A 7,641-nucleotide genomic window follows, 5' to 3' on the forward strand; every position below is an offset into this window, starting at 1 on the left:
CTCTACAAAAGTACAAATAATCAGGCGAATGATCCCCCCACACCACCCAGGGCCGACGCATGATCTCGCTCGCACACTCCTGCCTTTGGATCTTCGGGGTATGATTTCATATCCTAGGGGGAGCCTTAGCTCATCCCTAAAGATCTTAGGCATTATTCCCGAGGAATAGACATACAAGCGAGCCCTATGGGGGATATATTTAGAGCGAGGTAGTGTACACGCGTGTATACTGTTGTGTACACGTGGGTATACAGTTGTGTACACACGAGTATACTCATCCCTCCTAGGTAGGAGGGATACGCTGGGGGTCTCTACACCTAGGGCACGGATATTTCTATCTTCGGAGTATACACCTTCACGACCTTGCCCTCGCACTATAGAGACTTCATGCGTCAGCCTTGCCGCACCACCCCTCTGAAGAGCAACTAGGGTCTAGGACTGGGGCTCCCCAATCCTAGACCCTAGCTATCCTCAGAATAGGGTTAGATAAATACCCGACTAAGCTCGTTAGCGAGCTCTTGTATCGACTCCTTGATCTTCGCTTGTGTCCGAGGGGAGGGACGCCGTGTACCACAGACGTACTGTGAGAGCTGAGCCTTGTTGATCCCCGTAAGTCTCGAGAGGCCAGCCAAGGTGAAGATGCCCTTGTACTGCTGTAGAAAGGCAGAGGCATCCATCACAAAATCGAACTGAAGCTCTATATCCTCTCCCGTACGCTTTCTATGAGCCTCTCGCATCGCTTCGTATACGGCTAGAAAGTCTTGCTTTGCCTCCTCGGCGGTATCCCCCTCGCCTAGCAAACCAAAGGGAAGATCCTCTGGTACGTAGACGGAGTAGAATCCATCTTTGTTGCACTCGATATGGGCAGTCACTGTCTTCATTGTCGTTGTCATTTAGGGGATAGAGCTAAAGCCCTGCATCCCTCATTATTTTCTTAAGAGTCCCTATAGCGACTTCTTTACTTTCATGACTACTTGTGGGAAAGTATCGCCTGTAATAGGGCTGTACCATTCAGGATGTCCCGCAATGCTTGCCCCCGTTGGATAGCAGCTGTGCTTTCGAAGTAATCGATGAAGCTCTTTGTACTTCATAATTTTGTTTCATCCGATCTCTCATTATAAATCATCCAATAACCAAGGCATAAACTACACCTCTCCCATGAAGATAAAGCTTTTCATTTGAATAGCAAACCCCGATTATATACCTACCCCTTCCACCTGGGGTTTCTCCCTAAGGGCCTAGTATACACCAACCTCCAGCCCCTTCTTATTCTATTGGGGCTTGCTCAGTGAAGTATCCACGCCATCGAGCTTGAGGGAGCAGGGAGATTGGGGGGGGCGAAAAAGAAGGAGAGGAGGAGAGGCTTCAGAGAGACTCCTCCCTTGACTCTAAAAGCATCTACTTCATCCATTTAGAAGATATTATGTGCACGGAGACGAGCTATACTCCGTACCGGATGTGGATAAGTTTCTTTCGCTGATGCTCCTTGCCCACAGTATCGGGGTGTGAGCGAGGTCGGAGAGGGGCTAACTGATCATCGTCATCGAGCTGGTGGTGGCTCGTGTCTGGAGCCTTCGTACCTTTGCACAGTCAGACGATGGGTAGATGTCCAGCCCCTACACACGACCCCAGCCAAGGGTGTCCCGAGGGACACGCATGAGGGACACACGGGACGAAGCCCAGAGCGAGACACGTAGCTATACTTTTTATATATACAGATCTATTATGGTACACTCCGAGACAAAGCCTATCCCCGAGACGATAGGCAGAGACATGGGCTCTAAGCCCCACTAAGCCAGGCGCATTATCTACCCGCCTAGCGTGTGCCCCTCGTGTGCTCCTTCGCCGAGCGTCCTAGAGGGCGACACCGACCCCCAAAGCACATCCGCCCTAGAGGGAGCCGTGGGACACCCCACCCTCTCCCCTCCGGGGCGCTCTCCTACCCCCTAGAAGGTCCACCGAAGCTTAGCGCCCGAGGCTCATCCTCGGGAAGCGTCCCCTAGGGAGCCCCACTCAGGGAGTAGCTCTATACTCTATCTATATATTTATCTATACACTACTATGTATCACGACACCTTTGGCTCCGCCGTGGGGAGCATGGGATGCGTGCCTCGGCTGGCACTCCTCGTCATCCTCTGCCTCCCCCCTCGGCTGTGGAGCCCCGAGAGTCACAACAGAGGGTACACAGGCCCGACACAGTGACAGCCTGCAGAGCCGACACGCAGCCCACACCACGATGCAGACGCAGAGTGAGACGGAGGAGGAGTTCCTAGGGCTCTACCCACTCCCCCTCCCCACGACCCTACAGGGCGATAGCTCGGCACCCACGAAGCTACTCCCCCTACTCTACTACCACCGACGTATGACCCGTCAGGAGGGGATGCAGTCCAGCCTCCGGGAAGACAGTGTCATGAGAAGGTATGAGACGAGCACGCACACCCAGCTCAAGACCCTCCGTAGGGGCAGCGCAGTGGGCTTCTTTGCCCGTGTGAAGACCTTCCTATGGGGTATCCTCTTCACCGCCCTTACCCTCGCGGGACTTGTGAGCTATAGCTACTGGAGGAGACGGCGATGAGACAGGTGAATATTCGCTACATCGTCGTGCACTGTAGCGCCACACGCTGTACGATGGACTATACGGAGGAGATGCTGGAGCGTGACCATCGGGCTCGAGGCTTTAGACGAGCAGGCTACCACTTCTACGTCCGTAGATCGGGAAGCATTATCCCCCTACGCCCCTTAGACGAAGTGGGGGCACATGCCCTTGGCTACAATGCCTGCAGCTGGGGCGTCTGCTACGAAGGTGGACTAGACGCTACGGGGCGACCCGCAGATACCCGTACCGAGGCACAGCAGCGCTCCCTCAGGCTCCTGCTCTCCCGCCTACACCGCTTAGCTCCTCGGAGCCTTATCCTCGGGCACCGAGACCTCAGCCCCGACAGAGATGGGGACGGCGAGATAGAGCCACACGAATGGATCAAGGTGTGCCCCTGCTTCGATGCACGGCGAGCCTACCGCCTCATTAGCGAAGGAAAGGAGGTGTATGATGCCTGACGATAAGCAGCCGAGCACGAGACTACAGCTATGGGTGGCTGTAGGGCTATGTATCTTCGGGATCAGCCTCCTTGGGATCGCCTTCTTCGTACGCCCTCCGGGGGAGATCCACTCCAGTGTCCTCGTGGCCTATGGGGAGGTGATGACCTTCGCAGGCGCACTCTTCGGGATCGACTACCACTACCACCGCTAGGGGGACATGAGGTCAAGCGACCTCCGACAGACTACAGGTCCGCTCTATAGACAGTGAGAGAGGCCACATCCGAGCCCTAGGGCTTGGGTGTGGCCTCTCTCGCTATAGAGTGTATCCGCTGGATCAGTTGGCGGGGATGAAGCGGATACCCGTGACGGAGCCCTCGGTGGTGATGTAGGGCTCTTCGGGATCGAGCTTGCCGGTCTGGGCATCGTAGCGGTAGACGCCCTGCTTATCCTTGCTCGTATAGCTGTAGTAGGCATACCTACTACCGTCGTAGGTGACCCCTATAGCCATCGCTGTAGATGCAGGTTGGTCTCCGATGACTTGGATGGTCTTCGCCTGGAGGTCTACGAGGGCTAGGCGATGGACATAAGCCATGTACATGTTCTTCGCCAGATCTGGGTCAAGCTTATTGATGCTTGCCAGAGCGAGCACCTTACCCTTGCCCAGATAGGCGATGGAGGAGAAGAAGTCTACGTTGTGAGCGACACCCTCGGGCTTGCTATCCGCTGTCCTCAGCATGTAGGAGGGGTCAAAGTCGGTCTCGCCCTTCTTGATGCGAAGGAAGCCTGCCTTCTCATTTGGGTGTAGAGGATCCTCCATAGACCCAAGGCAATTGACGTAGATATCCCCTTGCTCATCGACGAACATGGAGTTCGGGTCAATAGGACGAGAGCAGAAGGTGAGCTTGTGCTTGGTATCGGTGATGACCTTGAGTAGCTCGTCTGTCTTGGTGTCGATGATCGCGATGTCGGCCTGATCCTTCACGGTCTGCCACTGGGCGTTGAGCTGGCAAAGCCCGACATAGAGTAGCCCGTCACGTAGTACCATAGCCGAGGGACGAACCAGGGCGCCTGCATGGGCATATTTGTTGAGGTCTATCGTCTTGGAGGCCTTCAGCGTGAGGGGATTGATGACCTGCACCGTACCGCTTCCCCAGTTGGAGATATAGGCTTTGTCCTTGCTGAGGACAGCCATAGCCGTGGTCGCTGCTGCGCCCGCTACGGACAGTGCGCCCACCCTTCGGTAGGTCTGATCGACCTGCTCTAGGTAGCATCCGAGCTCACTCTTGGTCGAACCCATGATCCCGGGGAAGGTGTAGATCCGTCCCCCCCAGTAGTGGGGGGTATTCCCTACCTCTAGGGGGAGCCCATTGGCGTTGGTGAACTTCCCGGGGATCATCCGCCCCGTGCTGATGAGGTAGGAGGCACTCGGTGTACCGTTGCCCCCGGTGACGGTGGTGAGGAAGAGGAGGTGTGCGGGGAGCTTCAGCGGGGTCACCTCGTCTGGGTTGGGGGAGGGAGGTGTCGGGCGGTTGTTCCTCTTGTCACAGGAGGACAGTAGGGTCAGGAGCCCGAGGCCTACGGCACAGAGGGCACGTGTTACTTGCTTCATAGATGTATTACTTATTGAGTGAATGATAGAGTTACTTGAGGAGGTAGCGTAGCTTGAGGGAGAAGCTACGCCCTGGCAGGGGCTGGTTGTATTCGCTGTAGAGGTCTCGGTCTAGGAGGTTCTTGACCTTCGCCGTGACCGTCCAGCGACCATTGCCGAAGCTCTGCTCCAGCCCTGCGTCGAGACTGAAGGTGGAGGGGATACGTCGCTCCTGGAAGCGAGAGACCTCGAAGTCATAGAAATACTCGTGCACATAGGAGGCATCGCATAGGAGGCGGGTATTGGCTCCCTTGGCGAAGCCAAAGAGATCCACCCAGTGGAGCTCCAGCCCAGCATTCCCTAGGAGGTAGGGGATGTTGGGCATTCTCTTGCCATAGGTGGGGTTAGGGCGAGAGGATCGGGGCTCTAGGCGACGGGTATCTCGGAGATCCTGATAGGTAGCGTTGGCGTAGAGGTAGAGCCAGGGGGTGATGTCGCTCTTGACCTCAGCCTCGACCCCGAAGGAACGCATCTGGCCGAAGTTGATATACTGCAGGGCGGGTCCCATCGCAGAGACCAGACGAGTCATATCGCGTACGTCGTTGTAGAAGCCATTGAGCTCCACCTCCGTCCTACCGTAGGAGTAGCTGGACTGGAGGAGTAAGCCGAGGTTGGCCGAGAGGCTACGCTCGGGGCTAAGAGCTGTCGAGGGTAGGATCAGGTATCCATTACCTAGTAGCTCCTCACTGCTGGGCAAGCGTAGCTCCCAGGCTACCGACCCCTTGACCATCAGTGGGCGCAGGAGCTGGTAGCGGAGCGCCTCGCCAATGCCGAAGTCCCCCTTGGCCGAGCTCACCGGTACGAAGGTGCTGGAGCCGAAGTAGGAGGGCTGTTCGCCTCGGGTCTTGTAGTAGTACCACTTCCCCGTCAGAGACGAGAGGAGGCGGTCTCCTAGGGCGTAGATCTCATGCCCCAGCCCTAGGGTCAGGCTAAGGACATCCCCGGGGTGGCTCGCCTCGTAGTGCATCTGCTCCCGCTGGTAGTCATCCCTCGGGCGGCTTATCGTGGCCGCGAGGCGGGCGGAGAGGGAGAGCGCCTGATGCCCCGAGAGGGTGTAGGTCATATAGAGCTTGTCGGCTGCGTAGAAGGATCTATTGCGCCCATCGGAGGGAAGGTTCTGCAGCTCCCCCCCATAGGGCGATGTCGGGGGCAGGGGTGTCCCATCCCAGTCTCGCCGTGAGGTAGCTCTGTCCCTCAGCCCACCGTAGGAGTAGACCCCCGAGAGCTCGTTGTCTAGGTCCAGCCCGGGCAGGAGGAAGTGCCGACGCTTGATGAGGAGACTCGTCCCGATGCTTAGGTTGTGGTTGTATGCGGAGTCTATTGGGGTGACGATGCCCTGTAGCTCTCGGTAGGTATTCGCTAGGAAGAACTCTAGCTTCGCCCGCTCTAGTCCCCAGCGTTCGTCGGCAGTGATGGATCCCCCGGCTAGGATCTTGCGGAAGTGGTCGTGCTCACGACGTACAGTGAGTCCCTGCCGCTGGGGCAGGCTCATCTCATAGTCATTGGCCGAGTAGGTGAAGCCACCCCCTATACCATAGGTGAGCCCTGTCGCCCGGTCGTGACGCTTGAGTACTGTGCTCAGACGATGGGTATTGAACGAACCGACCTCGTACGAGCCATCGAGGTAGAAGGGCGGGTACTCCTTCAGCACGATATTCACCGCACCGCCCATGCTGTTTCCCCCGAGCTTGTTGGGGACGATACCCTTGTAGACCTCGATATGGTCGATCATGTCTATGGGGATGTCATTGAGGCTCATCATATCAGAGAGCTCCCCGATGGGCTGCTCATCGATATAGATGCCCACACGCTTACCCTCGAGGCCACGTACGGAGAGGCGGGAGCTACTCCCCACCCCGCCGGTCTGGCGGATCGTGATACCGGCGGTACGGGCTAGGACGTCGTCGATGCTCGAGGCCGTACCCTGTAGCTGACGTACGGAGATGATGGAGACGGGGAGGCCACTCTCATGGAGCTTACGCTCCTTGCTCTTGGCCGAGACGATGACCTCCCGGATGCTCCGCTCCCGGAGGGCAGTGCTGTCGCTCTGTGCTCTGAGGGGGGAGGAGGTGAGTAGGGGGCTGAGGGCGAGGAGCCCGCTACATAGGAGGATTTTCTGATAGGTGGGGTACATATATTGAACTTGTATCTTGCTGTGTTCACTCTCTTCGTGGGGGTGAGGGGCTCTCGGCTCACTTCAGCTTGGGGAGCAAGCCTCGCAGGAGACGCTCCCAGCCAGCGGTGGTGAAGGCGAAGTACTCGAGTAGGATCTGCGCCCTCTGTCCATCGCTCAGACGCTCATCGAGGAGTGTCTTCAGGACGTGTAGCCAGTTCTCCACATTGATCTTGATCAGTTGCTCTGAGAGGTCGGTGTGCATCTCGGGATACTTCTCTCCCATACGTCGGAGGTAGGTCTTGCCGAGCTGGTAGTTCTTCGCTACGAACTCCTCTTCGTAGTGCTCATAGGGCGAGCCCGTAGCGTGCATCAGTAGGAGTCGTAGCTCACGGCGGTACTTAGTGATCAGTAGGAGAAAGATCTGATACTGACCCCGCTCGACGTCCTCGAAGATAGCCTCGCTACACTGCCCCTCGCTGTTATGCTCCACGAGGACATACTCCAGAGTCTGGAGGACCGGACGGACGACATCGGCGAAGAGGGCATCCTTGCTGACGAAGTAGTGGTAGATCAGTCCGAGGCTGATGGAGCAGCGGGAGGCAAGCATGCGCATGGATACACCTTCGTAGCCGAGCTCGAGGAAGAGCTCTCGGGCATGCTCAAGTATGAGCTCCTTGGTCTGCGATCCTTTCATCTGTGATATGCCGTATTTAGGTGGATAGAGTCCTATAGATTATTGTCCTGCAAAGGTATCGTCCCTCCTGCTCGGGGGCAATACCTAACCTTCGGTATTCATTCGTTCAAAGACCTACCTACCCTCTGCCCCCAATCTCCCCAGTCC

7 protein-coding genes are annotated in these 7,641 nt (G+C 56.9%); 3 read left to right on the forward strand and 4 right to left on the reverse strand.

What is annotated here, in order from left to right:
• Window positions 1-482 precede the first annotated feature (482 nt).
• Window positions 483-881, reverse strand: coding sequence for a helix-turn-helix transcriptional regulator (locus QZ170_RS06210; protein WP_297178715.1), 399 nt, complete (start codon window positions 879-881; stop codon window positions 483-485).
• Between the two features lie 1,355 nt (window positions 882-2,236).
• On the opposite strand from QZ170_RS06210, the gene QZ170_RS06215 reads away from it, so the two are divergent.
• From QZ170_RS06215 to QZ170_RS06225, 3 genes are read left to right on the forward strand one after another with little or no spacing between them, the layout of a single operon-like run.
• Window positions 2,237-2,575, forward strand: a complete 339-nt coding sequence (locus QZ170_RS06215) for a hypothetical protein (RefSeq protein ID WP_297178718.1) — start codon at window positions 2,237-2,239, stop codon at window positions 2,573-2,575.
• Entirely contained in the window at window positions 2,572-3,054 is a 483-nt protein-coding gene (locus QZ170_RS06220; protein WP_297178720.1) for an N-acetylmuramoyl-L-alanine amidase, read from the forward strand. The genes QZ170_RS06215 and QZ170_RS06220 overlap by 4 nt, the downstream gene beginning before the upstream one ends.
• A complete protein-coding gene (locus QZ170_RS06225) occupies window positions 3,044-3,247 on the forward strand; it encodes a hypothetical protein (RefSeq protein ID WP_297178723.1) in 204 nt (67 codons plus the stop codon). The genes QZ170_RS06220 and QZ170_RS06225 overlap by 11 nt, the downstream gene beginning before the upstream one ends.
• A 123-nt stretch (window positions 3,248-3,370) precedes the next feature.
• On the opposite strand, the gene QZ170_RS06230 is transcribed toward QZ170_RS06225, so the two are convergent.
• The 3 genes from QZ170_RS06230 to QZ170_RS06240 are packed head-to-tail and all read right to left on the reverse strand — an operon-like array spanning window position 3,371 to window position 7,494.
• Window positions 3,371-4,645: a hypothetical protein gene (locus QZ170_RS06230; protein WP_297178726.1), complete on the reverse strand. Its 1,275-nt coding sequence runs from the start codon at window positions 4,643-4,645 to the stop codon at window positions 3,371-3,373.
• Window positions 4,646-4,676: 31 nt separating this feature from the next.
• The gene (locus tag QZ170_RS06235) at window positions 4,677-6,818 is read right to left on the reverse strand and encodes a TonB-dependent receptor (RefSeq protein WP_297178729.1); all 2,142 of its coding nucleotides are present in this window, start codon (window positions 6,816-6,818) and stop codon (window positions 4,677-4,679) included.
• A 58-nt stretch (window positions 6,819-6,876) separates the two neighbouring features.
• Window positions 6,877-7,494, reverse strand: a complete 618-nt coding sequence (locus tag QZ170_RS06240; RefSeq protein ID WP_297178731.1) for a TetR/AcrR family transcriptional regulator — start codon at window positions 7,492-7,494, stop codon at window positions 6,877-6,879.
• Between the last annotated feature and the right edge of the window lie 147 nt (window positions 7,495-7,641).

This window comes from uncultured Porphyromonas sp. (assembly GCF_905372525.1).
In the GTDB taxonomy this organism is placed as follows: Bacteria; Bacteroidota; Bacteroidia; order Bacteroidales; family Porphyromonadaceae; genus Porphyromonas.